This is a genomic window from Pseudooceanicola antarcticus (genome assembly GCF_900215355.1).
GTDB classification, from domain to species: Bacteria; Pseudomonadota; Alphaproteobacteria; order Rhodobacterales; family Rhodobacteraceae; genus Pseudooceanicola; species Pseudooceanicola antarcticus.
This window is the reverse complement of the sequence record NZ_OBEA01000005.1, coordinates 1-25,006: the sequence shown is the minus strand read 5'-3', so window position 1 is coordinate 25,006 and position 25,006 is coordinate 1. Positions and strand designations below refer to the sequence as shown.

Here is a 25,006-nt window from a genome sequence, read left to right as displayed (position 1 = left end):
TCTTGCCGATAAAAGTTATTGTGAATAACTTAATCTTGACACGGAAAAATTGAAAATCTGGTTTTCAGCTCCATTCCGCCGTGCAAGCGTGATGGCACTCGTCCTTTCTTTTCAACGACTTGGAGATTCCGATGTCTGCTATCCGCAAAGCCACCCAATCCGCAAGCCTTATCGCAGATGCTGCCGAAACCATGCTGAATGGTGACGCCACCGAGATGTTCACCTCGGGCTCCGCGCCCCGTGCAGAAGGTGACCTGATGGGCGGCGAGGCCCTGGGCCTTTTCACCTCGGGTTCCGCACCGCTGCGCGCTGCCACTGCCATGGCAGGCGACGCGGTCGAAATGTTCACCTCCGGCTCGGCGCCGATGAGCTTCGACACCATGGCGGGTGATGCGATCCAGCTGTTCACCTCGGGTTCCGCCCCGCTGACCTCGGACGCCTCCACCGGCGATGCGGTCGAGCTGTTCACCTCGGGTTCCGCCCCGCTGGCCTCGGACGCCTCCACCGGCGATGCGGTCGAGATGTTCACCTCTGGCTCCGCGCCGCTGACATCCGACGCTTCCACCGGCGATGCGGTCGAGATGTTCACCTCGGGTTCCGCTCCGCTGACCTCGGACGCCTCCACCGGCGATGCGGTCGAGATGTTCACCTCGGGCTCCGCCCCGCTGACTTCCGACGCCTCCGCAGGCGATGCGGTCGAGATGTTCACTTCGGGTTCCGCACCGGTGGCCTCCGACGCCTCCGCCGGTGACCAGGTCCAGGCCTTCACCTCGGGCAGCTGACCCGCTCCAGACCGAGCAAACTTGCCCGGACCGGGCAGGGGAGTGTGAAAGGACGCCTTCCGTCTGATCTCGCCCCCTCCGGGGCCGACGATCAGACGGAAAGGAACCTGACCCATGACACATGCAGTCCAGTCGAACGTTGTCCAACTGACCTTCCCCGCCCGGAGCCAGGGCCGGGCCGCGCGCCGCGCGGCCCTGCTCGACCGATTTGCCAATGAAAGACGCTCTGCCGATGATGTCTTCTGGCTAAAGGAAAACGCCGAGGTGCTGAACATCCTGGAAAGCACCGGCCAGACCATCGCCAGCGGCGCGCTGCCCGAAGAGGCGCTGCAGGCCTATAAGGCCGTCTATGATGGCATCGAGAAGAGACTGGGCTTCTTTCCCCAGTACTACCGCTTCTTCCTCTCCATCGCGCTGGACCTCGAAGCGCTCGGCATGCCGGGCGGCAAGGCCGAAGGGCTGGTCCGCTGGGCCTACGACCAGGGGCTGGCCGAGGCGGAACTGTCGGATTTGCAACGGGCAGAGGCACGCAGGCTGATGTTGCGCCGCGATCTCGACCCCTCTGGCTCTGCCGCAGAGAGCGAGGCGCTGACCGAACGGCTGACGAAATTCATCTCTCGGCCCCGTACCTTCATGGTTCCAAACAAGAAAGCTGCCTACGAACTGACCCACATCGTCTTCTACCTCAGCGAGTATGGGCGTTTTGCGGTGCAATTGACGCAAAGGGCAAAAGAGAGCCTTAACTTTGCGGGAACCCTCGCGTACCTTGATCTCAATGCGGACCTGTTGGCCGAGATCTGCGTGGCAATGCGCTATGCCGGAATGACGCCGCCCGAAGCTTGGGAGAGCTGGTTGAACCGCGAAACGAGCGGGTACACCGTCGAAGCCTGGGAGGGCGCAATGGGGCATGACGACTACCACGAGTTTCTCGTGAGCAACTGGGCCATGGCCACGGCCGGGCAGGAAAGCTTCCGCCAGGTGGTTCCAGAAGGTCGCGTCGCCGTCCATTCCGCCCCCCGCCCCGCAGGCCCCCTGCGCCTGATGTCCCAATGCCTGATGCAGCTCGACGAGGCGCGCAGCGCCGATTGGCAGCGCATGCAGGACCCGATCCACGAGGCCCTGTCAGAGCCCTGGGCCATTGGCCACCTGGCGCGCGCCGCCGAGGCCTGTACGGATTTCGATGCCTTCTTCGCCGGGTTCTCCCGCGCGGGCCTCGCCGCGTCGCAGGAGAGGGCCAGCGCGTGACTGACAAGACCGGCAAAGCCCGAAAGCCCATGGCCCAAGCGAAGCGGGCCCAGCACAAGCTGGCAATCAAGGCGACCCTCGCGGGGGTCGTCCTGGTGCTTCTCTACACCGCGCTGATCTCTTCGGCGGATGCGATCACCAAGTTTGTCTCGGGCAACTTTGCGGCGCCGCAGCTCTACGTGCTGTCGGGCACGCTGGTGGCCAGCTTCTGTCTTGGCGCGGAATGGCTGAAGAACGGCTCCGGCGTGATGGATGCGGTGCGCACCACGCGGCCCTGGGACATGGCGGTGCGGGCGATGGCCACGGTTGTCGCCTCGGTCTGCTACTTCTACGCCTTCAAGCTGCTGGAATTCGCCGAGGTCTTCGTCTTCATCGGCCTGATGCCGATCTTCGCCGGTCTCATGACCGGCCCGATCCTGCGAGAGAAGGTCTCTCTCGCGGTCTGGTTCGCCCTGGGCGCCGGTTTCGTCGGCGTGGTCTGCCTCTTCCCCGACGGGGTGCATGCGATCTCGCTCGGGCATCTGATCGCCTTTGGGGCCACCGCTTCGGGGACGCTCTCGATGGTCATGGCGCGGCGGATCGGCCAGTTTGAAAGCAATGCCCTGGCGCAGGTCTTCTGGCCCAACGTGGTGCTGGCGGCTGTCATGGCCGTGGCGCTGCCCTTCGTCTATCGACCCATGGCGCTGCATGACCTGGCCTGGATCGCCGCCTATGCCGCCTTCCTCTTCTTCGCCCGCTGGGTGCTGGTCATCGCGCTGCGCCTGCTGGCGGCCTATGTCGTCACGCCGCTGATGAACCTGCAATTCGTCTGGATGGTGATCATCGGCGCGCTGATCTTCGGAGAGACCACCAGCGCCAATGTCTTCCTCGGTTCGGCCATCGTCATCGGTTCGGGGCTCTACCTGATCTACGACCAGCTGGCCCTGGGCGGCGTGGTGCGCAGCAGGGCGGCGCGTAGCCGGGCGTTTGAGCCCGTACCCGCCATGGCGCGGGCAGACAAGCCTGCCACCCCGGCGGAATAGCCGCCGGTTTCCTTCAGTTTTTCAATGGCTAGAGGTGTCCGCGCAGCTCACTGGCGCAAGGCGGGGGCCTTGCCCCCGGCCGTGCCTCCCGCTCAGATCGAGAAGGAGGTGCCGCAGCCGCAGCTGGAGGTGGCGTTCGGGTTCTCGATCACGAAACGCGCGCCGATCAGCTCTTCGGTGAAGTCGATCACGGCGCCGGCGAGGAAGGGCAGGGAGGTCGGGTCGACGACCACCTTCTGGCCCTTGCCCTCCAGCACCAGGTCATCGGCGGCGGGCTCGTCCAGGCGGATGTCGTACTGGAAGCCCGAGCAGCCGCCACCTTCGACGGCGACGCGCAGGGCCTGGGCGCCCGCGCCGATCTCAGAGAGGCGATCAAAGGCGCGATCGGTAACTTTCGGGGGCAGGTTCATCGGAAATTCTCCTGACATTTTGCATGTCTCTTGCCTCCAATATAAGGAAGGGGCGAAACGGCGACAAGAAGCCCGAGGGATCTGATCATGCGCGCGCCCTATGCCTCCGACCCGCTCCGCTCTCGCGGACGTCTTTATCCGGAAGAGGAAAGCGCCTTCCGCTCGTGCTTCCAGCGCGACCGCGACCGGATCATCCACGCCTCTGCCTTCCGGCGGCTTAAGCACAAGACCCAGGTTTTCATCGAGCACGAGGGCGATTACTTCCGCACCCGGCTGACCCATTCCATCGAGGTGGGGCAGGTGGCGCGGACCATCGCCGGCGCGCTTGGCCTGAACCAGGAGCTGACCGAGGCCGTCGCCCTGGCCCATGACCTGGGCCACACCCCCTTTGGCCACACCGGCGAAGACGCCATGCACGAGCTGATGGCCCCCTATGGCGGTTTTGATCACAACGCGCAGGCGATCCGCATCGTCACCAACCTCGAGCGCACCTATGCCGAGTGGGACGGTCTGAACCTGACCTGGGAAACCCTGGAAGGCATTGCCAAGCACAATGGCCCGGTGGTGGGCCAGATCCCCTATGCGCTGGCCGATTACAACAGGCTGCACGACCTCGAGCTTTCGACCCACGCCAGCGCCGAGGCGCAGGTGGCGGCGCTGTCGGATGATATTGCCTATAACAACCATGACCTGCACGACGGGCTGCGCGCCGAGCTCTTCTCGACCGATGAGCTGGCCGAACTGCCGATCCTGTCGGGCTGTTTCGCCGAGGTCGACCGGCTTTATCCCGGTCTGAACTACTATCGCCGCCGCCACGAGGCGCTGCGGCGTTTCTTTGGCGTACTGGTCAGCGACGTGATCGACGTGAGCCGTGCCAACCTCGAGGCGCTGAAGCCCGAGCGGGTCGAGGACGTGCGCGCGGCGGGGCGCATGATGGTGCGCTTCTCTCCCGATATCTGGAGCGATCTCAAGGTGATCCGGGGTTTCCTCTTCCAGCGCATGTACCGCGCGCCGGAGGTGGTCGAGATGCGCAAGAAGGTCACGCGCATCGTGCTGGAGCTCTTCCCCCTCTTCATGGAAAGCCCCGACCTGCTGCCCAAGCAATGGCGCAAGGATGTCGAAGATATCGAGGGCGACGAGCTGAAACTGGCACGCATCGTCAGCGACTACATCTCTGGCATGACGGACCGTTTCGCCATCGTCGAACATGCCCGCTTGACCGGTGCCGAGCCCGAGCCGGGGCTGCGCGCCTCGGGGCCGGGCCATATCCGCTACGCGGATCGGATCTCCGGGGAGTGATCTCCCCGAAGATCGCTGGCCGCGTTCAGCGGTTGTCGAGCTGTGCCCTGACATTGCGCCTGCCCCTGTCGGAGATCCGGTAGGGGCTGGAGTCGCGGCTTTCGATCAGCCGCTTGCGCCTGAGCCGGGCCCAGACCTCCAGTGTGCAATCGGACAGGATGAGCCCGTCACGGGTGACGCAGGTGACCTCTGTCACCCGGCCGTTCGGCGCGCGCTCGTAAAGGATACGCCCGCCCTGCGCCAGCGCGTGCAACACGCGCTGTTCGTACTTCGAGATGTTCATGGATGTTATGCTGTGTTGAAACCACGTCAGGCAGGAAAGACTGCCCCGTCCGGGTGCGCCCGGCGGGATCTTTCTGCCGCTGGTCCCTGAAAGGACCGGTCAGCGGGTTCCGACATTCTCCAGCATCAACAATTCCCGTAGTAAGCTGTGGGATCGCCTTTCAGCTAGTCAGCGCGCGGGCTTGGGTCAAGCCGGGTCCCCCGCACCGCTTTCGGCTTGCGACAAATATGCCGGGGGCTGCGAGGCCGCCGGTGCCCCTGCTGCCCGTACCCCATGCTGGCCGTGCGGGCCTCTACCCTCGTGCGCATTGACCTCTGGCGTTCTGGTGGTAAACCCCCGCGAGACGCATCAGGACACAGACATGAACCTCTTTACCGATATCCGCGCCCTCGTACTCGACGCTCTTGCCGCCCTGCAGGCCGAAGACCGCCTGCCCGAGGGGCTGGCCTTCGACAATGTCGCCGTCGAGCCGCCGCGCGATCCGGCGCATGGGGACATGGCGACCAATGCCGCCATGGTGCTGGCCAAGCCCGCCAAGATGAAGCCCCGTGACATCGCCGAGGCGCTGGCCGCCAAGCTGACCTATGACCCCCGCATCACCTCTGCCGAGGTGGCGGGACCGGGCTTCCTGAACCTGCGCCTGGCCGGAGACAGCTGGGCCGGCATCGTCGCCTCGGTGCTGACACAGGGCGAGGCCTATGGCCGCTCCGACATGGGGCAGGGGCAGAAGGTCAACGTGGAATATGTCTCGGCCAACCCGACCGGCCCGCTGCACGTGGGCCACACCCGTGGCGCGGTCTTCGGCGATGCCCTGGCCTCGCTGCTGGATTACGCGGGCCATGAGGTCACCCGCGAGTACTACATCAACGATGGCGGCGCCCAGGTCGACGTGCTGGCGCGCTCCGTCTACCTGCGCTACCTCGAGCAATTCGGCCGCGAGGTCACCTTCGAGAACGGCACCTATCCCGGCGAATACCTGATCGACGCCGGCAAGGCGCTGAAAGACAAGGTGGGCGACGCCTATGTCGACCAGCCCGAAGAGGTCTGGCTGGCCGAGGTGCGCGAATTCGCCACCGATGCCATGCTCGAACTGATCCGCGCCGACCTGAAGCTTCTGGGCGTCGAGATGGATGTCTTCTTCAGCGAAAAGGGCCTCTATGGCACCGGCCGCATCGAAGAGGCGATCGAGCGCCTGCGCAGCCAGGGGCTGATCTATCGCGGCGTGCTGGAGCCGCCGAAGGGCAAGACGCCCGAGGATTGGGAGCCGCGCGAGCAGACCCTCTTCAAGTCGACCGAGCACGGCGATGACGTTGACCGTCCGATCATGAAGTCGGACGGCGCCTGGACCTATTTCGCCCCGGATATCGCCTATCACTACGACAAGGTGGAACGCGGCTTCGACCAGTTGATCGACGTCTTCGGCGCCGACCACGGCGGCTACGTGAAGCGGATGAAGGCGGCGGTCTCGGCCCTGTCGAACAACCGCGTGCCGCTGGACATCAAGCTGTGCCAGCTGGTGAAGCTCTACAAGAACGGCGAGCCGTTCAAGATGTCGAAGCGCGCCGGCACCTTCATCACCCTGCGCGACGTGGTCGAGCAGGTCGGCGCGGATGTGACCCGCTTCGTCATGCTGACCCGCAAGAACGACGCGCCGCTGGACTTCGACTTCGACAAGGTGATGGAGCAGTCCAAGGACAACCCCGTCTTCTACGTGCAATACGCCCATGCCCGCGTCTGCTCGGCCCTGCGCCGCGCGGCTGAGGCCGGCATCGCCTGTGACGACGCGACCCTCGGTGCCGCGGACCTGTCGGATATGACCCATGCCTCCGAGCTCTCGGTCGCCCGCAAGCTGGCCGAATGGCCGCGCCTGGTCGAGATCGCCGCGCGCACCCATGAGCCGCACCGGGTGGCCTTCTACCTCTACGAGCTCGCCTCGGAACTGCATGCGCTTTACAACCGTGGCAACGAGGAAACCCAATTGCGTTTCGTGCAAGAGGGCAATCCCGCCGTTTCCCAGTCGAAACTGGCACTTGCGCGGGCCGTGGCCGTTGTTATTTCCGCAGGCCTTGGTATCTTGGGCGTGACCCCGGCAGAAGAAATGCGCTGACGCATCGCTGCCGGAAACAGGTAACAGACGCTAGATCCAGGGCAAGACCGGGCGTCAGATCCCGGCGGGCAGAGGCAGATGGCAGATTTTCCGGCAGACGCGCGTTACGCGTCCCATGACGCATACTCCAGCGCGGGCAACACCCGTGCCTCCTTCGGGACATTGGTCACCTGGGTTGGTGCGGTCCTCTCGATCGCGCTGATCGCGGGGGTGGGGGCCTGGGGCTACAAGATGGTCATGCGCGATGTGTCCGGCGTGCCGGTGGTGCGGGCGATGCAGGGCGAGACCCGCCGTGCCCCCGATGCCGCGGGCGGTGCCGAAGCGCCTTTCCAGGGTCTTGCCGTCAACCATATCGCCGCCTCCAAGGCGGCCCAGCCCTCGGCCGACACGGTGCGCCTGGCCCCGGCGCCGCTTGGCCTGGGCGCGGCCGACCCCGCCCCGGAACAGATCGCGGCCCCGGCACCGCTGAGCCTGCCCGAAGAGGGCGCCGAAGCCGCAAGCGCGCAGGCAGAGGCCTCCGACGAGCCGGAGCTGCAACCGGCGCCGCTGAACCTGCAGGATGTCGACCGCATCGAAGAGCTGGCCTCGGCCCTGGCGAAAGAGGCCCTGCCGCTGCAGCCGGTCGAGCCGCTGACCGTCACGCCCCCCGCCACGACGCCTGAAAAGACCGCCGCCACCGGCCCCCGTGAGGGCGTGCTGCGCGCGGTCCGTCCCCGCATGCGCCCCGACACGCTTCTGGCCACCGCCGCCGCGCGCCAGCTGGCGGGCCCGGTCAGCTCGGAAACGCGCACGCTGGATGTCGCCCCGGAAGCGGTGCCCGCGGGCACCCGCCTGGCGCAGCTCGGCGCCTTTGCCTCGCGCGATATCGCCGAGAGCGAGTGGGACCGTTTCGTGGGCCGCTTCGGCATCTACCTTGAAGACAAGCAGCGGGTGATCCAGCGCGCCGAAAGCGGCGGTCGGATCTTCTACCGTCTGCGCGTCCTGGGCTTCCAGGATATCTCGGACAGCCGCCGCTTCTGCGCCGCCCTGGTCGCCGAGGGCGCCGATTGCATCCCGGTGTCTGCCAAGTAATGCCCGGCGCCACGATCCTCGACCCGACCGGCACGAAACTTGGCCGCCGCGAAGCGCGGGTGCTGCGCGACGCCGACCCCTGGGGCTTCATCCTCTTTGCCCGCAATATCGAAAGCCTCGAGCAGACTCGAGCGCTCTGTGACGCGCTGCGCGATGCGGTTGGCCGCGATGCGCCGATCCTCGTCGACCAGGAGGGCGGGCGGGTCCAGCGCCTGCGCGAGCCGCTGGCCACCAACTGGAGCGCCCCTTTCGATTTCGCCGAGGCCGCGGGCGAGAAGGCCGCCGAGGCCATGAGGCTGCGCTACCAGATCACCGCGCTCGAGCTTCGCGCGGCGGGGATCGACGTGGATTGCGCGCCCATGTGCGACGTGCGCCTGCCCGAGACCCACAGCTTCCTGCATTCGCGTTGCTATGGCACAGAGGCGGGGCGGGTGGCCGAACTGGCCCGCGCGGTGGCAGAGGGGCTGATGGCCGGTGGCGTGCTGCCGGTGATGAAACACATGCCGGGTCACGGTCGCGCCCAGGTCGACAGCCATGCGGATCTGCCGCGGGTCACGGCCTCGCTGGAAGAGCTGGAAGCGGTGGACTTCGCGCCGTTCCGGGCGCTCTGCGATCTGCCCATGGCGATGACCGGGCATCTTGTCTTCGATGCCATAGACCCCGATCTGCCTGCGACCCTGTCGCCGAAGGTGGTCCAGGTGATCCGCGAGCGTATCGGCTATGACGGTCTGCTGATGACCGATGACATCTCGATGAAGGCGCTCTCGGGCAGCCCGGCAGAGCGTGCGGTCGGTGCGCTCGAGGCCGGCTGTGACCTTGTGCTCTTCTGCAATGCGCCGCTCCGCCATCGCGCCCGCGTGGCGGCGGCTGCGGGGCCGATGACCGCCGCGGCAGAGGCCCGTGCCGCCCGCGCCCTGGCCGCCCGCTCCGCGCCCCCCGCGCTTGACATTGCCGCTCTGAAAGCCAAGCTGTCCGCTCTTCTGAACGGGTAACGCATGGCCTCTGACGATTTCCAGGAAGACCCGCCCCGAGGGCGGCGGCTTGAGCCGGGACCGGACCAGGGCCCCGGCACCCAGGCCGAGATCACCGTTGCCGAGAGGCTGGCGGCGGAAGCCCTGATCGTCGACGTGGAGGGCTTCGAGGGCCCGCTTGACCTGCTGCTGACCCTGTCACGGACCCAGAAGGTCGATCTGCGCAAGATCTCGATCCTCATGCTGGCGCAACAATACCTGGCCTTCGTCGAGAAGGCCAAGTCGCTGCGCATCGAGCTGGCCGCCGACTACCTGGTCATGGCCGCCTGGCTGGCCTTCCTGAAATCGCGCCTGCTGCTGCCCCCCGATCCCGAGGAGGAAGGCCCCTCGGGCGAGGAACTGGCCGCGCACCTGGCCTTCCAGCTTGAGCGGCTGCAGGCCATGCGCGACGTGGCCGCCCGGCTGATGGCGCGCGACCAGAAGGGCCGCGACTTCTTCGTGCGAGGCGTGCCCGAGCAGGTCGAGCGGGTGCGCAAGGTCACCTATTCCGCGACCCTGCTGGAGCTCATGCAGGCCTATGCCCGCATCCGCACCAAGGACGAATTCCGTCCCTTCGTCATGGACCGGGACAATGTCTACACCATGGAACAGGCGCTGGAGCACATGCGCGGCATGGTCGCCTTCGCCGGCACCTGGACCGAGCTGGCCGCCTATATGCCGCCCGGCTGGACCGGCGACCCGATGCGGCGGCGCTCGGTGACCGCTGCCACCTTCGCCGCCTCCCTGGAACTCGCCAAGGAGGGCAAGGTGATGATCCGCCAGTCCGAAACCTTCGCGCCCATCCAGCTGCGCCGCCGCGAGGGCCGCGACAATGGCTGACACCCCCAAGGACCCCGAGATGACCGAAGACCAGATCCCGCCCTCGGAGAGCACCGAAGACGAAGGCCCGCGCGAAAGCCTCTTCGAGGCACCGCCGCTGGCCGAGCAGGAGCGCATGGTCGAGGCGATCCTCTTCGCCTCGGCCGAGCCGGTCTCCATCGCCGATCTCAACGCCCGCATGCCGCATGGCTGCGATGGCGCGGCGGCGGTCGAGAACCTGCGCAAGCGCTACGAGGGCCGGGGCGTCAACGTCGTCCGCGTGGCCGAGGCCTGGGCGATCCGCACCGCGCCCGACCTGGGCTACCTGATGCAGAAGGAAACCGTCGAGACGCGCAAGCTGAGCCGCGCCGCGATCGAGACCCTGGCCATCATCGCCTACCACCAGCCCGTCACCCGCGCCGAGATCGAAGAGATCCGCGGCGTTTCGGTCAGCCGGGGCACCATCGACCTGCTGCTGGAACTGGAGTGGATCAGGTTCGGCCGTCGTCGCATGACACCGGGCCGCCCGGTGACCTTCGTGGTCACGCCCTCTTTCCTCGATCACTTCGGGCTCGAGACCCCGCGCGACCTGCCGGGCCTCAAGGACCTGCGCGCCGCCGGTCTGCTGGACAGCCGTCCGCCGCCCGGTCGCCAAGGCGACGAAGAAGAGGGCGATGGAGACGAGGATCAGGCCGATATGTTCGAGGATGACGCCTGAGGCTCACCTCTGTGTGAGACGGGCCTGCATTCGGGGCGCGGATCTGCTAGGCTCGGGCCTCAATCAAAGGGGTATCCCATGGACCGCATGTTCCGCATGATCTTCAATCGCCTGCTGCGCCGGGGGGTGAACCGGGGGCTCAACGCCGGTATCGACCGCATGGCCGGGGACGATCCGAAGGCGAAGCAGCGCGCCAGGCAAAGCAAGAAGATGGCCCGCAACGCCCGCCAGGCGCAGCGTGTGATCCGGCGGCTCGGCAAGTTCTGAGCCGGCTCAGATCGCCACGCGGCGCGGGGCCAGGCATTCGATCAGGGCGATGGCGCAGCAGCTGGCCGAGATCAGGTTGCACCAGGCCAGCCCGCCCGCTTCGTAGGGCAGCCGGAAGCTGAGCGCGCCGCCCAGCACCGCCAGGTAGGTGATCGAGGAGTTGAGCCCCAGGATCGCGCCGCGCTGCGAGCTGTCGAGCCCCGCCAGGCGCGAGACCACGAAGTTCAGCCCCAGGTGCTGCACGATCCCCCAGAAGAGCGCCAGTACCGACAGCAGCACGAAGTGCCCCGAACCGGCGGCCATGGCCATGTAGACCAGCCCCAGCCCCGCGAATGAGATCGCCCCGGCCAGATGCTGCGGCAACCGGTCCAGGTAGCGGTCGAGGAAGCTCGACAGCCCGAATCCCACCCCGTAGCAGAGCGTCACGAAACCGGCGGCATCGGTGCCGCGCCCCAGGCCTTCGGCCACATGGGCGCCGATGAAGGCATAGGTGCCGTAGAAGCCGGTCATCAGCAGCCCCGCCGCCATCAGCCCCCGCGCAATGCCGGGCACCCGCAGCGCCGTTAGCGGCGTGCTGGCGCTGCCGGTAGTGCGTACCGACAGATCGGTGCGGCGCAGCGCGACATAGAGCAGCGACATGCAGAGCAGCAGCGCCAGGTAGACCGCCCGCCATCCGGCCCATTCGGCCAGGAAGCCCGAGCCCGCCACACCGGCCACCAGCGCCAGCGTCCAGCCCGACAACACGATCCCCATGGAGCGTTTCTCTTCGCCCTCGGGGCCCAGCTCCGGGGCGAGGGCGTAGATCGCGGGGATCGCCATGCCCGCGCCGAGGCCGCCGATGGCCTGGAAGAGGATCAGCACCCATTTGTCGGGTGCCAGCACGGACCCCACCAGAGAGACCAGCAGCAGCACCAGCGCCTGCATCAGCGCAGGCCCGGGCCCGATGCGGTCGGCACGCGGGGCGAGCAACAGCGCCGAAAGCGCCGTGGTGCCGCCATAGGCGGCGGCGGCCTGCAGGATCTCGGCCGGGTCGCCGCCCAGGTCACGGGCCACGGCGGCGGTGATCGGCGCCAGCACCATGGAGTTCGCCCCCACGACGGCGATGGCGCCGGTCATCAGGGCTAGGGGCTTGGTCATCAGGGGCATGGGTCTTCGGGGTCTTCTGCTGGGCTCAGGGCGTGCTGAAATGCTTCGACAGCTTCAGCCCCTGACCCTGGTAATTCGAGGCGATATCCGCGCCGTAGAGCATCTCGGGACGCTCGGCCATTGTCTCGAAGACCAGCCGTCCGACGACCTGGCCATGCTCCAGCACGAAGGGCGCCTCGTGGCAGCGCACCTCGAGCACCCCGCGAGAGCCGCTGCCGCCCGCCTCGGCATAGCCGAAGCCCGGATCGAAGAAGCCCGCGTAGTGGACGCGGAACTCGCCGACCATGGCCAGGTAGGGGGCCATCTCGGCGGCGTAATCGGGGGGGATGGTCACCGCCTCGCGGCTGACCAGGATATAGAAGGCGCCGGGATCGAGGATGATCTGATGCGCATCGGTGCGCACGGGTTCCCAGAACTCGCGCGGGTCGTATTGGCCGATGCGGTCGAGGTCGATGACCCCGGTATGGGGCTTGGCGCGGTAGCCGACCAGCCGGTCCGGCCCGGGCGAGAGATCGACCGAGAAACCAAGGCCCTGTTCGATGACGGCGGCGACATCGACCAGCGGGGTCTCGGCATGCAGCGCCTTCAGCGCCGTGTCCGAAAGCGTCGCCTGGCCGTCTCGGAAACGGATCTGGTTCAGCCGCATGCCCGGTCGCACCAGGACCGAGAAGCTGCGCGGGCAGATTTCGGCATATAGCGGGCCGGTGTAGCCGGCGGGGATTCGGTCGAACTCCGTGCCCTCGTCGGTGATCAGCCGGGTCAGCAGGTCCAGCCGTCCGGTCGAGCTTTTCGCATTGGCCATGGCGGCGATGCGGTCGGGCAGCGCGAGGCTTTCCATCAGCGGCACCACGTAGACGCAGCCCTTCTCGAGCACCGCGCCTTCCGAGAGGTCGACCTTGTGCATCTCGAACTCGGCCAGCCGCTCGGCCACGCTGCGGCCCTTTCCGGCCAGGAAAGAGGCGCGCACGCGCCAGGCGGTATGGCCCAGGCGCAGGTCGAGGCTGGCGGGCTGGATCTGTGCCTCGGTGATCGCAGGTGACCCGGCGATCTCGCCCGCGGCGATCATGCGTTTCAGATGCTGGCTGGGCAGGATGCCGGTCATGAATGGTCCTTCGCTCGACAGAGGGCGTCACCCGGCGGGGCGCTCTCGGGAGGGCAGGTTATGACCAGATGCTACCGAAGGGAAGTCGGAAGACATGCCGACGCGGGAAGAGAGTCCCGCGTCAGGCATGTACTTTGGAGGAAGTGGTCGGGCTAGCAGGACTCGAACCTGCGACCTTCCGTCCCCCAGACGGACGCGCTACCAGGCTGCGCTATAGCCCGACGGTTCGCGCTTTCTATCCGATCTGCGGGTGAGGGCAAGGGCTTTTTCTGCGCCTCGGACGGGAAAATTTCAGGGCCCCGAAAGAGCCTGAAAAACCTCAGTCGAGGGCGGGAAGTCGACGCGCCAGCGCCAGGGCTTCGGCCGCGACAGGGCCGGGCAGGGGCGTGGTGCGGGCGGCGAGTCGCGCCAGGATGCCGGGCGCGGGGGCCAGGTCGTCATCCTCGGGGTCGTCGGGAATCACCGGCTCGGCAGTCTCGGGCGCTGCGGCGTCTTCGGCGGCGGCGGCGAGATCGGAGAAGAGGTTCAGCTCTTCCTCGGGCGTCTTCTCGGCGGTGGTGGTGACGGGGGCCTCGGCCTCGGCGGCGGGCGCGGGATCAGGCAGCTCGGCAGGAGCCTCATCCGTGCCATGGCCGGCAACCACCGCGCCTTCGCCAGCGCCCGCGACCTGTGCCCCGGCTTCCGAGCCATCGGGCGCGGTCATCGGGCCGGGGCCCTCTGCGGGTGCGGCCGGCGCTTCGGAGCTGGTCTCGGGGGCGGCCTCGGCAGGGGGGGCGGTCTTACGCGGTTTGAGCGTGACGATCTCGGCTTCCAGCGGCACCGCCAGGTCTTCCAGCGGCGGCGACATGGCGGCGACATGCTGGGTGCCCCGGTCGCGCAGCAGCTTCTGCACGCCCTTGATGGTCATCCCCTCTTCATGGAGCAAGCGCTTGATTCCGCCCAGCAATTCCATGTCGGAGGGACGATAGTAGCGGCGCCCGCCGGCGCGCTTCACCGGACGGACCTGGCTGAACTTGCTTTCCCAGAAGCGCAGCACATGGGCCGGGGTCTCGAGCCACTCGGCGACCTCGGAGATCGTGCGGAACGCATCTGCTGACTTGGGCATTGCGGGGGGCCTCAGCCGTCCTTGTTGCCGGCTGCCACGCGATCCTTCATCAGGTGCGAGGGCCGGAAGGTCAGGACACGGCGCGGGTTGATCGGCACTTCCTGGCCGGTCTTCGGGTTGCGCCCGACGCGCGCCGCCTTCTCGCGCACCGAGAAGGTGCCGAAGGAAGAGATCTTCACCTGTTCGCCACGCACCAGCGCGTCGGACATGTGGTTGAGCACGGATTCGACAAGCTGGGCCGAGTCGTTTCTCGACAGGCCAACCTCGCGGAAGACGGCTTCGCTCAGATCCATTCGGGTCAGTGTCTTTTCACTCATCGCCGGTCCCTTTCTGGTTGCAGCGAGCATAGGCTTGCCCGTTTTTCCGAGTCAATATCAACGGTTTGCCGCAATGGCTTGAACTTGTGTCGAAACTCGGGGCGCGGGCAGGGTGCCCGATTACCAGCGCAGCACCACCGAGCCCCAGGCCAGACCGCCGCCGATGGCCTCGGCGACCAGCAGTTGTCCGGGGGTGATCCGCCCGTCCGAAACGCCGACCGACAGGGCCAGCGGGATCGAGGCGGCAGAGGTGTTGCCGTGGTCCTGGACGGTGACGATCACCTTCTCCATCGGCAGGCCCATCTTTTTTGCGGTGCCCTGGATGATGCGGATATTGGCCTGGTGCGGCACGATCCAGTCGACGTCGTCGGAGGTCAGCTTGGCCTTCTCCAGCGCCCGGTCGGCGGTCTCGGTCAGCTTGCCGACGGCCTGGCGGAAGAGCGGGTTGCCCTGCATGCGCAGCTTGCCCGCCTCGCCGGTGGTCGAAACCCCGCCGTCGACGTAAAGCATCTCGCGGTAGCGCCCGTCCGAGTTCAGATCGACCGACAGGATGCCCCGATCATCGGAAGAGCCCGAGCCGGTGCGCGCTTCCAGCACCAGCGCGCCGGCGCCATCGCCGAAGAGCACGCAGGTCGAGCGGTCGGTCCAGTCCATGATGCGAGAGAAGGTTTCGGCGCCGATGACCAGCACGCGCTCGGCCTGGCCCGACAGGATCATGCCGTTGGCATTGGCCAGGGCGAAGATGAAGCCGGCGCAGACCGCCTGCACGTCGTAGCCGAAGCCCCGCTCCATCCCCAGGCCTTCCTGCACCATGGTGGCGACGGAAGGGAAGGTCAGATCGGGGGTGGAGGTGGCGACGATGACGCAGTCGATATCGGCGGGCGTCAGCTCGGCCATCTCAAGCGCCTTGCGCGCGGCGCGGACGGCCATCTGCGAGGTGGTCTCGCCCTCGGCGGCGAAGTGACGCCGCTCGATACCCGAGCGGGTGCGAATCCATTCGTCCGAGGTGTCGAGTGTCTTCTCAAACTCGGCATTGGGGACGACACGTTCCGGAAGATAGTGCCCGATACCCGTTGCCACTGCGCGAATAGTCATACGTTCCCCGTCCCTCGTTCCGCGGCATCCTGTGCCAGCGAAACGGCGGATGCAACCCGTGCCGCGATCTTCCCCTGGAAGCCGCTGGCTGCCAGCTGATAGGCCAGTTTGATGGCGGCGGAAACCCCCATGGCATCCGCAGAGCCATGGCTCTTCACCACCGGGCCGTTGAGCCCGAGGAAGACACCGCCGTTGACGCGGCGCGGATCAATGCGTTTCTGCAGGCGCCTGAGCGAGGTCAGGGCCAGAACGGCAGCGAAGCGCGACAGCGGCGAGAACTTGAAGGCCTCGCGCAGGAAGTCGCCGATGAGAGAGGCCGTGCCCTCTCCGGTCTTCAGCGCCACGTTGCCGGTGAAGCCGTCGGTGACGATCACGTCACAGCGCTCGCCCGGAATATCGCCGCCCTCGACGAAGCCCACGAAGTCGAAATTCGCGTTCTGGGCCGCCTCCGAGATCAGCTCATGGGCGGCCTTCAGCTCGGACCGGCCCTTGTGTTCCTCGGTGCCGACGTTGAGCAGGCCAATGCGCGGACGCTCGAGCCCCATGCCGTTGCGGGCATAGGAGGCCCCCATCAGGGCGTATTGCAGCAGGTCCTTCTCGTCGGCGCGGATATCGGCGCCCACGTCCAGCATCACGTTGAACCCCTGCGGGTTGCGCGACGGCCAGAGCACGGCGATGGCGGGGCGGTTCACCCCCGGCAGCTTGCGCAGCCGCATCATCGACAGCGCCATCAGCGCGCCGGTGTTGCCACAGGAGACGCAGACCTCCGCATCGCCCGCGCGGACCGCGTCCAGCGCCGACCACATCGAGGTCTCCTTGCCGTGGCGCACCACCTGGGAGGGCTTGTCCTCCATGGTGACCACATCGCTGGCATCGCGGATCTCGACCCGGTCGGCCAGCTGCTTGCGGCGTGCCACAAGACGGCCCAACTCTTCGGCGGGACCGTGCAGGATGAAGTCGATGTCGGGATTCTTGCGCGCCGAACGCGCCATACCGGCCACCACCGCGGCAGGGCCACGATCTCCGCCCATGGCGTCGATCGAAAGCCTTATGCGCCGCGTGGCGGTATCGGCAGGTCGGGAGCCGTCCGGGTCCGTTGCTGAAGGATCAGTCGCGGTCATTTAGGACGGTCGCCCCCGACATTCACGGGCTCAGGCCGCGTCTTCGTCCAGATCGATCTCGTCGGCCTGGGCCACAACTTCACGGTCGGCGTAGTGACCGCAGGAGGGGCAGACGTGATGCGGACGCTTGAGCTCACCGCAGGAGGGGCACTCGTTCGGGTTTGCAGCCGTCAGCGAGTCGTGTGCGCGGCGATTGTTGCGGCGCGACTTGGAGACTTTGTTCTGTTGGACAGCCATGTCACAACCTATCGTATTCGGGGGCCCGTGCAGAAGCACCAGGCCCGGTTTCTCGTGGATGCGAGGCTCTTAGTCGGTGCAGCCCGCAGCATTCAACCCAAAATTCGGATGGAGGCGCGAAAATACTGCGAAATTCTCGCCACGCAACCGATTCTTTGTGGGTATGGTATCCCGTGACGTCGGGGTCAATCCCGATCCGGCGTCTCATCGTCCTTGTTGCGCCGTGCTGCCAGCAAATCGGCAAGATTCGCCAGCGGCTTGGCATCCTCGTCGGTCATCGCCTGCCGGCCGGGCTCGGTGACGGCGCTGACCTGCATCTCTGCACCATCGGCGCGCGGGTAGAGGGGCAGGGCCAGCGCCAGCGCCTCGGCCATGACCTCGGCCGGGTTGATATGGCTGCCCAGCTGTTCCAGGGTCTCGTCTTCGGGCATCTCGATCTCTCCCTCCTCGGTCTGCGCCTCGGGCAGAACGGGCAGGAAGCGGCGGGTCACCACCTCGTCGATGCGCGTGGTCACCGGGGCCAGCGTGACGGAGCAGGGCTGCACCACGGTGGCGCCCAGCCGGGCTGTGAGCAGCCATTCGCTCTTGCCGGCGGCCTTCAGCTCTCCCTTGAACGAGAGTTTGCGCAGAGCCAGCAGCTCCAGCGCTTCGGCCAGGGCGGCGGTTTCCTCGGCATCGGGCGCCAGGGAAAAGGCGGTCGGGTGCGATTTGGGCAGAGAGGCCACCGCAAAGGCGGAGGGAGAGGACGCGGACATGGAGACCTTTCTTGCTTTCTTGCAGCCTGCGGGTTCGTTATGTAGTCGAGGTAGAAGCCTGTAGCACGGAAAACAAGAGGGGCAACATGGGGCGCAACGGCAGATTCGCGAGCAGGATCGTGACCTTCGTGGCTGTACTCGGCCTCGCGGCCTGTACCGCCCAGTACCGCAATCACGGCTATGTGCCCGATGAGAGCCAGCTGGACCAGGTGGTTGTCGGCGTCGATACGCGCGACACCGTGCTGGACGTGATCGGTGCCCCGAGCACCGCTGGCGTGCTCGACGGCGGTGATTTCTATTACGTCCGCAGCCGGGTGAAGACCTTCGCCTATCAGCGCCCCGAGGTGGTCGAGCGCACGGTGCTGGCGATCAGCTTCGACAGCCGCGGCGTGGTTTCCAACATCGAGACCTTCGGGCTGCAGGATGGCCAGGTGGTGCGCCTGCAAAGCCGCGTGACCAGCTCCTCGACCCAGGACAAGACCTTCATCCGCCAGCTGCTTGGCAACCTCGGCCGCTTCGATGCCGCGGGTGTGCTCGGCGGCGAGTGATCTTTCGTGCAGTCCGGGGGCTTTGGGGCCCCCGGGACTTGCAGATGTCACGAAGCGGTCACATCTGGCATGGTAACGGGGCGACGAACTGCCCCCTGCACGCCGGAGAGCCCGCCATGCCCGCGCTGAAGAAGGGTCGCTACGCGGCCCGTATCGCCACCGCTCCCACGGATATCCGCGCCGCGCAACGCCTGCGGGCGCTCTGCTTCCTCGGCAATGACGAGCTGCCCGACGCGGATGAGTTCGACGGCATCTGCGCCCATATCCTGGTCGAGGATCAGCGCGACGACAGCCTCGTCTGCTGCTTCCGCATGCTGCCCCTCTCGGCCGGAGCCGAGATCTCGCGCTCCTACTCGGCCCAGTACTACGAACTCTCGGGGCTTTCGGGCTTCGAGGGGCCGATGGTCGAGATGGGCCGTTTCTGCATCCACCCCGAGCGCCGCGACCCGGATATCCTGCGGGTCGCCTGGGGCGCGATGACGGCCTATGTGGATCGCAACGGGGTCGAGATGCTCTTTGGCTGTTCCTCCTTCAAGGGCACGGACGCCGAGGCCTACCTGGATGCCTTCGCCATGCTGAAGGAACGGCACCTGGGGCCCAAGCGCTTCCTGCCGCGGGTCAAGGCGCCGAAGGTCTTCCGCTTCGCCCAGAAGCTGCGCCGCAAGCCGGACATGAAACGCGCCATGCTGGGCATGCCGCCGCTGCTGCGGACCTACCTGATGATGGGGGGATGGGTGTCCGACCACGCGGTGGTCGATCCGAAGATGAACACCCTGCATGTCTTCACCGGGCTCGAGATCGGGGCCATCCCGCCGGCGCGCAAGCGCCTGCTGCGCGCGGTGGCGGGCTGAGCCTCAGGGATAGTCGCGCCCGGCGCGGGGATTGTAGACCGGCAGGGCCAGGTTGCGCAGCACCGCCGCGCCGCGCAGGGCGAAGATCACCGCGAATCCGGCCACGGCCCCCAGCAGTCGCGGCTCGCCGGCGCCGAGGATGAGCACGGTGGTGCAGGCGCCGAGGGCGGCGGCGGTCACGTAGATCTCGCGCTTGAGGATGATCGAGGGTTCCTGTCCCAGGGTGTCGCGGATGATCCCGCCGACGGTGCCGGAAAAGACCCCCATGACCACGGCAATGATCCCGGCGGTGCCCTGGTCCATGGCCTTCAGCGTGCCCGCAATGACGGCGAAGCCCAGCCCGAAGGCATCCAGCCAGAGGATCACCTTCATCCGCGACTGGAAGGAACTGGCGGTGAAATGCAGGAAGACCGCCACCGCGAGGCAGAGCGACAGCGGCAGCGGGTCTTCGACCCAGAACACCGGCAGCCCCAGCAGGAGATCGCGCAGCGTGCCGCCGCCCACGCCCGTGGCCATGGCCAGCCACATGAAGCCGAAGATGTCCATCTGCTTGCGCGAGGCCACCAGCGCACCCGTGGTGGCAAAGACCAGCGTGGCCAGCACATCGGCGGCAAAGAGAAGGGGTTGGTCGATCATGTCAGGCTCCGGTCGCGGCTCGGGCGCAGCTAACGCGAAGCGGTGCGCGGTGCCAAGCCCCGGCTCTTTCGGTGCCCTCGCCGTCCGCCTCCGGCGGCAGTATTTTCGGCCTCAGGATGGGCAGGGGCCCCTGCTGTTATCCGACGGCTGAAAATACTGCGGGGGGAGGCGCAGCCGGGGGGCAGAGCCCCCTCCTGAGCTCAAGTCCGCTTGACGCCGACCCGCCGCCTGATTAGCTGCGCGCCATGGCACAGGCACCCCTTCTCCAGCTTTCGCAGATCTCGCTCACCTTCGGCGGCGATCCGGTTTTCGACGACCTCACGCTTTCGGTGCAACCGGGCGACCGGGTGGCCCTCGTGGGGCGCAACGGGTCGGGCAAGTCCACCCTGATGAAGGTCATGGCGGGCCTCGTCGAAGCGGACCGCGGCGATGTCGTGCTCTCGCCCGGCACCTCGGTGGGCTACATGGAGCAGGAGCCCGACATGTCCGGCTTCGCCACCCTCGGCGATTTCGCCACCTCGCGGCTGGACCTGTCTGAACACTACAAGGTCGAGATCGCCGGCGAAGGCCTGAAGTTCGACCCGGCACGGCCCGTCGAGACGGCCTCGGGCGGCGAACGCCGCCGCGCGGCGCTGGCCAAGCTGATGGCCGAGGCGCCCGAGCTGATGCTGCTGGACGAGCCCACCAACCACCTCGACATCGAGGCCATCGCCTGGCTGGAGGCCGAGCTTGGCCAGACCCGCGCCGCCTATGTCCTCATCTCCCACGACCGCGCCTTTCTGCGCGCCCTGACCCGCGCCACGCTGTGGATCGACCGCGGCAAGGTCGCGCGCCAGGAGAAGGGCTTCGAGCATTTCGAGGCCTGGCGCGACAAGACCTGGGAAGACGAGGACATGGCCCGGCACAAGCTGGATCGCAAGATCAAGTCCGAGGCCCGTTGGGCCGTGGAGGGCATCAGCGCGCGGCGCAAGCGCAACCAGGGACGGGTGCGCAACCTTGCCGCCCTGCGCGAGGAACGTGGCAACCAGATCCGCCGCAAGGGCGCGGCGGCGATGGAGCTGGAGGCCGGTCCGGCCAGCGGCAAGAAGGTGATCGAGGCGAAGGGGCTGGCCAAGGCCTATGGCGACAAGCCCATCGTCAAGAGCTTCGATCTGCTGGTGAACCGCGGCGACCGGGTGGCCTTCGTCGGCCCCAACGGGGTGGGCAAGACCACGCTGATCAAGATGCTCATGGGTCAGGAGGCGCCGGACGAGGGCGAGGTCAAGCTGGGCACCAACCTGGTGCCGGCGATCTTCGACCAGTCCCGCGCCCAGCTCGATCCCGAGATGACGCTCTGGGAAAGCCTCACCGGCGACAAGGAGATGCGCGTCTCCGGTGCCGCCGACCAGGTGATGGTGCGTGGGACGCCCAAGCACGTGGTGGGCTACCTGAAGGAATTTCTCTTCGACGAGGCGCAGGCGCGCGCCAAGGTGAAATCGCTCTCGGGCGGCGAGAAGGCGCGGCTTCTGCTGGCCAAGCTGATGGCGCGCGAAAGCAACCTGCTGGTGCTCGACGAACCGACCAACGACCTGGACGTGGAAACGCTCGACCTGCTGCAGGAGCTGCTGGATGGCTACGATGGCACGGTGATGCTGGTCAGCCACGACCGGGACTTCCTGGACCGCGTGGCCTCGACCACCATCGCCATGGAGGGCGACGGCCGCGCCACGGTCTATGCCGGCGGCTGGAGCGACTATCGCGCGCAGCGGGCCGAGCAGGCGCCGGTCAAGGATGCGCGGGCGGCCGAAAAGTCTGCGGCGAAGGCACAATCGGCGGCGCAGGCGCCTGCGGCCCCGAAGAAAGAGGCGCAGAAGGAGGCCCAGAAATCCGGTCTCTCCTTCACCGAGAAGCACCGCCTCGAAGAGCTGCCCTTGGTCATCGAGCGCTACGAGGCCGAGATCGCCAAGCTCGAGCAATTCCTGGCCCAGCCGGATCTCTACCAGAAGGAACCGGTGAAATTCGCCAAGGGCACCGAGGCCCTGGCCGAGCGCCAGCAGCTTCTGGCCGCGGCCGAAGAGGAATGGATGGAGCTCGAGGAGAAGGCGGGCTGAGGCCCGCTTTCGCTCAGCTCTCGCCGCCTGTCTCGGGGTGTCCGGGCTTCCTGGGCGCGTCGAACCAGCCGCGTTTCGAGACCACTCCGAGGGTCAGCACCGTCAGCACGATGCGGTAGAGGTGGTGCAGGGTCACAACCGCCGGATTGGTGTTGAGCGAGAGCGCCACCAGCGCCATCTCGGTCACCCCGCCGGGCGCGAAGGAGACCACCAGCACGTCCGGGTGCTGGCCGGTCAGCGGGGCCACCGGCAAAGCCATGGCCAGCCCGATGCAGACCATCGAGGTCACCGAGAGCGCCGACAGCCAGCCCGCGCGCAGCAGCCGCTTCCACTCAACCCCGATGAAACGGGTGCCGAGAGAGGTGCCGATCACCACCTGGCAGCCCGAGATCACCCATTGCGGCGCCTCGATCACCGCAAGGCCCGAGAGCGTCAGCAGCGCGGCGCAGATCAATGGGCCGATCAGCTGCGAGGCCGGCAGGTGCAACCGGCGGAAGATGAAGAGCCCCAGTAGGGCGGCCCCGATGACCTCGGGCAGGTGCTCGAGGCCGACATCGCCCCCCGCCAGACTGATGCCGGCGGCAGAGCCCACGGGGTGGCCATACCAGAGCGACAGCCCCACGGGCAGGACAGAGACCACCACGATGATGCGCAGGAACTGCTGCACGGCCAGCATCTTCACGTCGGCCCCGGCCGCTTCACCGGCGACGATGGAATCGATCAGCCCGCCGGGCGCCCCGGCATAGAAGGCGGTGGCGCGGTCGTAGCCTCCGAGGCGGCGGAAGATCTGGTAATTCACCGTCTGGGTCAGCGGCACGAAGAGCGTCAGCGCGATCAGAGAGGGCACCATGCGGGGCAGGTGGCCGAGGATCTCCCAGGTGATCTGGGCGCCGATGGTGGTGCCGATGACGGCAATGAAGATCGAGCGGAACTTCTCGGGGAACCTGTAGTCGCGGGGCAGGGCACGGGGGAAGGCGGCGGTAAGCAGCGCCACAAGGAAGAGCGAGCCCAGCATGTAGGGCAGCGGCAGGTGCAGCGCACGGGCGATGAAACCGCCGAGCAGGCCCAGCAGACAGAGGGCGCTCAGGCGGAGGGTGGTCATCTTGAAATCTTGCAAAATATCCGAGCCGGTCGACAGGCGCCGATCATGCCGGGCCAGAGCCTTGAACCAGAGCTGTGGAACGGTCCAGGGGAAGGGCCGCCCGGCACCGGGCGCGGGGAGAGGGATGCGCGGTCAGGCCGCGTCTAAGTCGTGGAGCGGGTAGCGAGCTCCACAAAGTGCTGTTTTTTGCCGTTATTACAGAGAGCAGGTGTCCCATCAAGCGGCAAATGTGCGGTTAATGGAATCAATGGGTTACGGGCGAGGTGTCCCACGAAAAACTCACCATTCCATTCCCTCCAGAGAGGTCATCGCGTCCCTGGCCATCTTCCAGCGATCCACGCCCCTGGTGTAGATCTCGGAGGTCTGTGCCTGGGTGTGGCCGTGGATCGTCATGATCTGGTATTGCGAGCATCCTTCCTGGGCGAGAAGGTGCCCGGCCGCTTTGCGAACCCCGTGCGCTGACCGGCCCTGAAGGCCCGCCGCATCACACCAGCGGCGGAACATGTTGCCGAGCGAGTCCGGTGTCGAGAATGGGCGCCCCTTGGCATTTAGCAGGTAGGTTTTGCCTTGCGCCGATGCGGCCCGTGTTGCGCGGATCGAAGAGAAGCTCGACAAGTTGAGCGATGCCGTGGTCGCCATGGCGCGGATGGAAGAGCAGATGATCACGCTCTTCAAGCGCATGGACCGCAATGATGCGGACCAGCGTGAGCTGATGCGCCAGGTCGCGCAGCCGGAGCGGATCAGAGCCGCGCCGCCTTCGTCTCGGCCGCGTACAACATCGGGGCAGGGGCCTTCTGTGGCTCCTCGATGTCGCGCCGTGCGCTGGCCGGAGATCTCGCCGGCGCCTGTGATGCGCTGCTGATGTGGAACAAGGCCCGCGTGAAGGGCCGGCTGCAGCCGGTGAGCGGGCTGACCCGGAGGCGCGAGGCCGAGCGTGACCTCTGCCTGCAGGGGCTGGCGGCGTAATGCGGTTCCTGATGCCTTACCTGGCCGGAGGCGCGGTGGCGGCCTTCCTGGCTGCTGCCGGGCTTGCCTGGCTTCTCTCGGCCAAGGTCGACCGCCTGCAGGCGCGGGCCCAGACCCTCGACACCATGCTGACCGGCTGCAACGGCCGGGTGGCGGATCTTCACCTCGACAAGGAGCGCGACCATGCGGTGGACAGCATTCCCGATTCCGATCTCGGCCGTTCTGTGCCTGACCGCTGGCTCCTGCCTGCGGAATGAGCCGGCGGTGGTGGCGCCACCTCCCGGCCCGGCCTTCTGCGATGTCGAAGAGATGCGGATGTTCAGCCAGGCCGAGATCGACTGGCGGGCGGCGCATGCCCCCTGGAACCTGCGGCGGGATCTGAAGACCAACGCGACATGGGAGGCGGAGTGCCCTTTAGTCCGAAAGCCCCCGGCGTAGATGGCCGGGGGGCGCGGGTTCGTTTGATCCGGGATCGGCATGACCCGTTGCCTTGAACAACAAGCCAGACGGAAGGTTCTAAGCGCCGACGCCTGAAAGCTCGCGTCTTGCGGCAGACGCCAGGAACGAAGAGCGCGTCATCTTCCTTGCCTTCGCGGTCTCATCTATCGCACGGAGCAGTGACCGCTCCAGGGTCACGTTCACACGTTCCGTGGCGGTGTCGGCCGGGATGTAGGGAACCGGCATCAGAGAAGCGCCAGCCGCCAGCTCTTCAGCTACGTCGGGGCGTGCTCGAATATCATCGATGGACGCGCCGGCCACGTCGGGCTGGTCTTCGAACCAAAGGTCAAGTGCTTCAGCTGCAGCGGCGGGAATGTCATCCCAGGTGTCGGCAGCGGCAAAGGCTCCCGGTAGATCCGGGAAGGTAAGGCCGTATGCACTTCCTTCGTCGTGATGAACGAGGG

General features: G+C 66.9%; 28 protein-coding genes, 1 tRNA gene and 1 pseudogene. 15 read left to right on the top strand and 15 right to left on the bottom strand.

Annotation, left to right across the window (positions count from 1 at the left end):
• Positions 1 to 131 precede the first annotated feature (131 nt).
• The 3 genes from CRO50_RS12975 to CRO50_RS12965 all read left to right on the top strand — a co-directional run bounded on the left by CRO50_RS12975 (position 132) and on the right by CRO50_RS12965 (position 3,049).
• Positions 132 to 782, top strand: a complete 651-nt coding sequence (locus CRO50_RS12975; protein ID WP_179747281.1) for a DUF6749 family protein — start codon at positions 132 to 134, stop codon at positions 780 to 782.
• A gap of 114 nt (positions 783 to 896) precedes the next feature.
• The gene (locus tag CRO50_RS12970; protein WP_097146356.1) at positions 897 to 2,027 is read left to right on the top strand and encodes a DUF6902 family protein; all 1,131 of its coding nucleotides are present in this window, start codon (positions 897 to 899) and stop codon (positions 2,025 to 2,027) included.
• Entirely contained in the window at positions 2,024 to 3,049 is a 1,026-nt protein-coding gene (locus tag CRO50_RS12965) for a DMT family transporter (protein ID WP_416061087.1), read from the top strand. The genes CRO50_RS12970 and CRO50_RS12965 overlap by 4 nt, the downstream gene beginning before the upstream one ends.
• A gap of 92 nt (positions 3,050 to 3,141) precedes the next feature.
• Here the strand turns inward: CRO50_RS12965 and CRO50_RS12960 are convergent, their stop codons facing one another.
• The gene (locus tag CRO50_RS12960) at positions 3,142 to 3,459 is read right to left on the bottom strand and encodes a HesB/IscA family protein (protein ID WP_097146355.1); all 318 of its coding nucleotides are present in this window, start codon (positions 3,457 to 3,459) and stop codon (positions 3,142 to 3,144) included.
• Between the two features lie 87 nt (positions 3,460 to 3,546).
• Between CRO50_RS12960 and CRO50_RS12955 the strand changes: the two genes are divergently transcribed.
• Positions 3,547 to 4,758 carry a deoxyguanosinetriphosphate triphosphohydrolase gene (locus tag CRO50_RS12955; RefSeq protein WP_097146354.1) on the top strand — a complete coding sequence of 404 codons (1,212 nt, stop codon included), beginning with the start codon at positions 3,547 to 3,549 and terminating at the stop codon, positions 4,756 to 4,758.
• 25 nt (positions 4,759 to 4,783) lie between these two features.
• Here CRO50_RS12955 and CRO50_RS12950 read toward each other — a convergent pair whose 3' ends face one another.
• Positions 4,784 to 5,041, bottom strand: coding sequence for a YjhX family toxin (locus CRO50_RS12950; RefSeq protein WP_097146353.1), 258 nt, complete (start codon positions 5,039 to 5,041; stop codon positions 4,784 to 4,786).
• 361 nt (positions 5,042 to 5,402) lie between these two features.
• On the opposite strand from CRO50_RS12950, the gene argS reads away from it, so the two are divergent.
• The 6 genes from argS to CRO50_RS12920 all read left to right on the top strand — a co-directional run bounded on the left by argS (position 5,403) and on the right by CRO50_RS12920 (position 11,033).
• Positions 5,403 to 7,148 carry an arginine--tRNA ligase gene (gene argS, locus CRO50_RS12945; protein ID WP_097146352.1) on the top strand — a complete coding sequence of 582 codons (1,746 nt, stop codon included), beginning with the start codon at positions 5,403 to 5,405 and terminating at the stop codon, positions 7,146 to 7,148.
• A 78-nt stretch (positions 7,149 to 7,226) separates the two neighbouring features.
• Positions 7,227 to 8,219: an SPOR domain-containing protein gene (locus tag CRO50_RS12940; protein ID WP_097146351.1), complete on the top strand. Its 993-nt coding sequence runs from the start codon at positions 7,227 to 7,229 to the stop codon at positions 8,217 to 8,219.
• Entirely contained in the window at positions 8,219 to 9,211 is a 993-nt protein-coding gene (nagZ, locus tag CRO50_RS12935) for a beta-N-acetylhexosaminidase (RefSeq protein WP_097146350.1), read from the top strand. The genes CRO50_RS12940 and nagZ overlap by 1 nt, the downstream gene beginning before the upstream one ends.
• A gap of 3 nt (positions 9,212 to 9,214) precedes the next feature.
• Positions 9,215 to 10,069, top strand: a complete 855-nt coding sequence (locus tag CRO50_RS12930; protein ID WP_097146349.1) for a segregation and condensation protein A — start codon at positions 9,215 to 9,217, stop codon at positions 10,067 to 10,069.
• 19 nt (positions 10,070 to 10,088) lie between these two features.
• Positions 10,089 to 10,766 carry an SMC-Scp complex subunit ScpB gene (gene scpB, locus CRO50_RS12925; RefSeq protein ID WP_232617728.1) on the top strand — a complete coding sequence of 226 codons (678 nt, stop codon included), beginning with the start codon at positions 10,089 to 10,091 and terminating at the stop codon, positions 10,764 to 10,766.
• A 78-nt stretch (positions 10,767 to 10,844) separates the two neighbouring features.
• Positions 10,845 to 11,033 (top strand): hypothetical protein, encoded by a 189-nt coding sequence (locus CRO50_RS12920; protein WP_097146347.1) that lies wholly within the window; start codon positions 10,845 to 10,847, stop codon positions 11,031 to 11,033.
• A gap of 6 nt (positions 11,034 to 11,039) precedes the next feature.
• Here the strand turns inward: CRO50_RS12920 and CRO50_RS12915 are convergent, their stop codons facing one another.
• From CRO50_RS12915 to CRO50_RS12875, 9 genes are all read right to left on the bottom strand, one after another.
• The gene (locus CRO50_RS12915) at positions 11,040 to 12,170 is read right to left on the bottom strand and encodes an MFS transporter (RefSeq protein WP_232617724.1); all 1,131 of its coding nucleotides are present in this window, start codon (positions 12,168 to 12,170) and stop codon (positions 11,040 to 11,042) included.
• 34 nt (positions 12,171 to 12,204) lie between these two features.
• Positions 12,205 to 13,281 carry a 2'-deoxycytidine 5'-triphosphate deaminase gene (locus tag CRO50_RS12910; protein ID WP_097146345.1) on the bottom strand — a complete coding sequence of 359 codons (1,077 nt, stop codon included), beginning with the start codon at positions 13,279 to 13,281 and terminating at the stop codon, positions 12,205 to 12,207.
• Between the two features lie 144 nt (positions 13,282 to 13,425).
• Positions 13,426 to 13,502: transfer RNA gene (locus tag CRO50_RS12905), tRNA-Pro, on the bottom strand.
• 98 nt (positions 13,503 to 13,600) lie between these two features.
• A complete protein-coding gene (locus tag CRO50_RS12900; protein WP_097146344.1) occupies positions 13,601 to 14,386 on the bottom strand; it encodes a MerR family transcriptional regulator in 786 nt (261 codons plus the stop codon).
• A gap of 11 nt (positions 14,387 to 14,397) precedes the next feature.
• Positions 14,398 to 14,703: an integration host factor subunit alpha gene (ihfA, locus tag CRO50_RS12895; protein ID WP_097146343.1), complete on the bottom strand. Its 306-nt coding sequence runs from the start codon at positions 14,701 to 14,703 to the stop codon at positions 14,398 to 14,400.
• Positions 14,704 to 14,823: 120 nt separating this feature from the next.
• Positions 14,824 to 15,798, bottom strand: a complete 975-nt coding sequence (locus tag CRO50_RS12890; protein ID WP_097146342.1) for a beta-ketoacyl-ACP synthase III — start codon at positions 15,796 to 15,798, stop codon at positions 14,824 to 14,826.
• Positions 15,795 to 16,919, bottom strand: a complete 1,125-nt coding sequence (gene plsX / locus CRO50_RS12885) for a phosphate acyltransferase PlsX (protein ID WP_269778108.1) — start codon at positions 16,917 to 16,919, stop codon at positions 15,795 to 15,797. The genes CRO50_RS12890 and plsX overlap by 4 nt, the downstream gene beginning before the upstream one ends.
• A 30-nt stretch (positions 16,920 to 16,949) precedes the next feature.
• Positions 16,950 to 17,156, bottom strand: coding sequence for a 50S ribosomal protein L32 (gene rpmF, locus CRO50_RS12880; RefSeq protein ID WP_097146341.1), 207 nt, complete (start codon positions 17,154 to 17,156; stop codon positions 16,950 to 16,952).
• A 185-nt stretch (positions 17,157 to 17,341) separates the two neighbouring features.
• Entirely contained in the window at positions 17,342 to 17,911 is a 570-nt protein-coding gene (locus CRO50_RS12875; protein WP_097146340.1) for a YceD family protein, read from the bottom strand.
• A gap of 128 nt (positions 17,912 to 18,039) precedes the next feature.
• On the opposite strand from CRO50_RS12875, the gene CRO50_RS12870 reads away from it, so the two are divergent.
• Complete coding sequence (locus tag CRO50_RS12870) at positions 18,040 to 18,459, top strand: outer membrane protein assembly factor BamE (protein ID WP_416061088.1); 420 nt, start codon at positions 18,040 to 18,042, stop codon at positions 18,457 to 18,459.
• A 116-nt stretch (positions 18,460 to 18,575) separates the two neighbouring features.
• Positions 18,576 to 19,310 carry a GNAT family N-acetyltransferase gene (locus tag CRO50_RS12865; protein ID WP_097146338.1) on the top strand — a complete coding sequence of 245 codons (735 nt, stop codon included), beginning with the start codon at positions 18,576 to 18,578 and terminating at the stop codon, positions 19,308 to 19,310.
• A 3-nt stretch (positions 19,311 to 19,313) separates the two neighbouring features.
• Here the strand turns inward: CRO50_RS12865 and CRO50_RS12860 are convergent, their stop codons facing one another.
• Positions 19,314 to 19,946 carry a trimeric intracellular cation channel family protein gene (locus CRO50_RS12860; RefSeq protein ID WP_097146337.1) on the bottom strand — a complete coding sequence of 211 codons (633 nt, stop codon included), beginning with the start codon at positions 19,944 to 19,946 and terminating at the stop codon, positions 19,314 to 19,316.
• 245 nt (positions 19,947 to 20,191) lie between these two features.
• On the opposite strand from CRO50_RS12860, the gene CRO50_RS12855 reads away from it, so the two are divergent.
• The gene (locus CRO50_RS12855) at positions 20,192 to 22,036 is read left to right on the top strand and encodes an ABC-F family ATP-binding cassette domain-containing protein (RefSeq protein WP_097146336.1); all 1,845 of its coding nucleotides are present in this window, start codon (positions 20,192 to 20,194) and stop codon (positions 22,034 to 22,036) included.
• Positions 22,037 to 22,049: 13 nt separating this feature from the next.
• Here the strand turns inward: CRO50_RS12855 and CRO50_RS12850 are convergent, their stop codons facing one another.
• Positions 22,050 to 23,138, bottom strand: a complete 1,089-nt coding sequence (locus tag CRO50_RS12850; protein WP_179747280.1) for an AbrB family transcriptional regulator — start codon at positions 23,136 to 23,138, stop codon at positions 22,050 to 22,052.
• A gap of 279 nt (positions 23,139 to 23,417) precedes the next feature.
• Positions 23,418 to 23,804: a tyrosine-type recombinase/integrase gene (locus tag CRO50_RS12845; RefSeq protein ID WP_232617730.1), complete on the bottom strand. Its 387-nt coding sequence runs from the start codon at positions 23,802 to 23,804 to the stop codon at positions 23,418 to 23,420.
• An 84-nt stretch (positions 23,805 to 23,888) separates the two neighbouring features.
• On the opposite strand from CRO50_RS12845, the pseudogene CRO50_RS12840 reads away from it, so the two are divergent.
• Together CRO50_RS12840 and CRO50_RS12835 are read left to right on the top strand one after the other, a co-directional pair.
• A pseudogene (locus CRO50_RS12840) lies at positions 23,889 to 24,104 on the top strand (glycoside hydrolase family protein); the annotation flags it as partial.
• The gene (locus CRO50_RS12835; protein WP_097146332.1) at positions 24,104 to 24,361 is read left to right on the top strand and encodes a hypothetical protein; all 258 of its coding nucleotides are present in this window, start codon (positions 24,104 to 24,106) and stop codon (positions 24,359 to 24,361) included. The pseudogene CRO50_RS12840 and the gene CRO50_RS12835, both read left to right, overlap by 1 nt.
• A 259-nt stretch (positions 24,362 to 24,620) precedes the next feature.
• Here the strand turns inward: CRO50_RS12835 and CRO50_RS12830 are convergent.
• The coding region (locus tag CRO50_RS12830) for a type II toxin-antitoxin system HicB family antitoxin (RefSeq protein WP_097146331.1) at positions 24,621 to 25,006 on the bottom strand (386 nt) is incomplete at its 5' end.

Bases quoted from the DNA above. Each gene is read 5' to 3' on its own strand.
- nagZ (WP_097146350.1), top strand. From the start codon at position 8,219: ATGCCCGGCGCCACGATCCTCGACCCGACCGGCACGAAACTTGGCCGC.
- argS (WP_097146352.1), top strand. From the start codon at position 5,403: ATGAACCTCTTTACCGATATCCGCGCCCTCGTACTCGACGCTCTTGCC.
- CRO50_RS12890 (WP_097146342.1), bottom strand. From the start codon at position 15,798: ATGACTATTCGCGCAGTGGCAACGGGTATCGGGCACTATCTTCCGGAA.
- CRO50_RS12940 (WP_097146351.1), top strand. From the start codon at position 7,227: ATGGCAGATTTTCCGGCAGACGCGCGTTACGCGTCCCATGACGCATAC.
- ihfA (WP_097146343.1), bottom strand. From the start codon at position 14,703: ATGAGTGAAAAGACACTGACCCGAATGGATCTGAGCGAAGCCGTCTTC.
- CRO50_RS12915 (WP_232617724.1), bottom strand. From the start codon at position 12,170: ATGACCAAGCCCCTAGCCCTGATGACCGGCGCCATCGCCGTCGTGGGG.
- CRO50_RS12960 (WP_097146355.1), bottom strand. From the start codon at position 3,459: ATGAACCTGCCCCCGAAAGTTACCGATCGCGCCTTTGATCGCCTCTCT.
- CRO50_RS12930 (WP_097146349.1), top strand. From the start codon at position 9,215: ATGGCCTCTGACGATTTCCAGGAAGACCCGCCCCGAGGGCGGCGGCTT.
- rpmF (WP_097146341.1), bottom strand. From the start codon at position 17,156: ATGGCTGTCCAACAGAACAAAGTCTCCAAGTCGCGCCGCAACAATCGC.
- CRO50_RS12950 (WP_097146353.1), bottom strand. From the start codon at position 5,041: ATGAACATCTCGAAGTACGAACAGCGCGTGTTGCACGCGCTGGCGCAG.
- CRO50_RS12920 (WP_097146347.1), top strand. From the start codon at position 10,845: ATGGACCGCATGTTCCGCATGATCTTCAATCGCCTGCTGCGCCGGGGG.
- CRO50_RS12970 (WP_097146356.1), top strand. From the start codon at position 897: ATGACACATGCAGTCCAGTCGAACGTTGTCCAACTGACCTTCCCCGCC.
- CRO50_RS12855 (WP_097146336.1), top strand. From the start codon at position 20,192: ATGGCACAGGCACCCCTTCTCCAGCTTTCGCAGATCTCGCTCACCTTC.
- CRO50_RS12865 (WP_097146338.1), top strand. From the start codon at position 18,576: ATGCCCGCGCTGAAGAAGGGTCGCTACGCGGCCCGTATCGCCACCGCT.
- CRO50_RS12955 (WP_097146354.1), top strand. From the start codon at position 3,547: ATGCGCGCGCCCTATGCCTCCGACCCGCTCCGCTCTCGCGGACGTCTT.
- CRO50_RS12975 (WP_179747281.1), top strand. From the start codon at position 132: ATGTCTGCTATCCGCAAAGCCACCCAATCCGCAAGCCTTATCGCAGAT.
- CRO50_RS12875 (WP_097146340.1), bottom strand. From the start codon at position 17,911: ATGTCCGCGTCCTCTCCCTCCGCCTTTGCGGTGGCCTCTCTGCCCAAA.
- CRO50_RS12835 (WP_097146332.1), top strand. From the start codon at position 24,104: ATGCGGTTCCTGATGCCTTACCTGGCCGGAGGCGCGGTGGCGGCCTTC.
- CRO50_RS12850 (WP_179747280.1), bottom strand. From the start codon at position 23,138: ATGACCACCCTCCGCCTGAGCGCCCTCTGTCTGCTGGGCCTGCTCGGC.
- scpB (WP_232617728.1), top strand. From the start codon at position 10,089: ATGACCGAAGACCAGATCCCGCCCTCGGAGAGCACCGAAGACGAAGGC.
- CRO50_RS12860 (WP_097146337.1), bottom strand. From the start codon at position 19,946: ATGATCGACCAACCCCTTCTCTTTGCCGCCGATGTGCTGGCCACGCTG.
- plsX (WP_269778108.1), bottom strand. From the start codon at position 16,919: ATGACCGCGACTGATCCTTCAGCAACGGACCCGGACGGCTCCCGACCT.
- CRO50_RS12910 (WP_097146345.1), bottom strand. From the start codon at position 13,281: ATGACCGGCATCCTGCCCAGCCAGCATCTGAAACGCATGATCGCCGCG.
- CRO50_RS12900 (WP_097146344.1), bottom strand. From the start codon at position 14,386: ATGCCCAAGTCAGCAGATGCGTTCCGCACGATCTCCGAGGTCGCCGAG.